Here is a 581-nt window from a genome sequence, read left to right as displayed (position 1 = left end):
GTGCGGGTTCAGGTTTTTCTGTAGGAAGTGGACATAATTATTCTCAAGTTTATGAAAACAACTTAGCTTTTGTTACCGCTTTTTCTATTGCTTTTGGCTTTACAGCTACCGGAGATGGCTCTTCTCAGTTTGCTAACTTTGGACATAGTGATGCGCATTTAAAAGATATAGCTGCTAAAGATCAACAAGCTGGTGTTACTACACTTAAAGGTGCTATGGCTGTAATGGATATAGCTGAAACTGCTATTACTAACCTAGACTCTATTAGGGCTGATCTTGGTGCAGTGCAAAATCAAATCACAGCTACGCTTAATAATATTAGCGTAACTCAAGTAAATATCAAATCAGCTGAATCAAACATTAGAGATGTAGACTTTGCAGCAGAAAGCGCAAACTTTGCTAAGTATAATATCTTGGCTCAAAGTGGATCTTATGCTATGAGTCAAGCTAATGCTATGCAACAAAATGTAATGAGATTATTACAATAGTTAAGAAATCCAAAACACCTTGATTTTCAAGGTGTTTTTAAAACTCTTAATTTAAAACTCTTAATTTAAAACTCTTAATTTAAAACTCTTAAT

1 protein-coding gene is annotated in these 581 nt (G+C 34.1%); it reads left to right on the top strand.

The features are described from left to right. Positions 1–488, top strand: a 488-nt coding sequence (locus tag L8W55_RS07920; RefSeq protein WP_263678141.1) for a flagellin, incomplete at its 5' end; no start/stop codon positions are given. Positions 489–581 lie beyond the last annotated feature (93 nt).

The organism is Campylobacter sp. FU_520 (genome assembly GCF_025772385.1).
Lineage (GTDB): Bacteria > Campylobacterota > Campylobacteria > Campylobacterales > Campylobacteraceae > Campylobacter_D > Campylobacter_D lari_C.
Note: the sequence above shows the minus strand (reverse complement) of the source record. Positions and strands in the feature narration are given on the sequence as shown.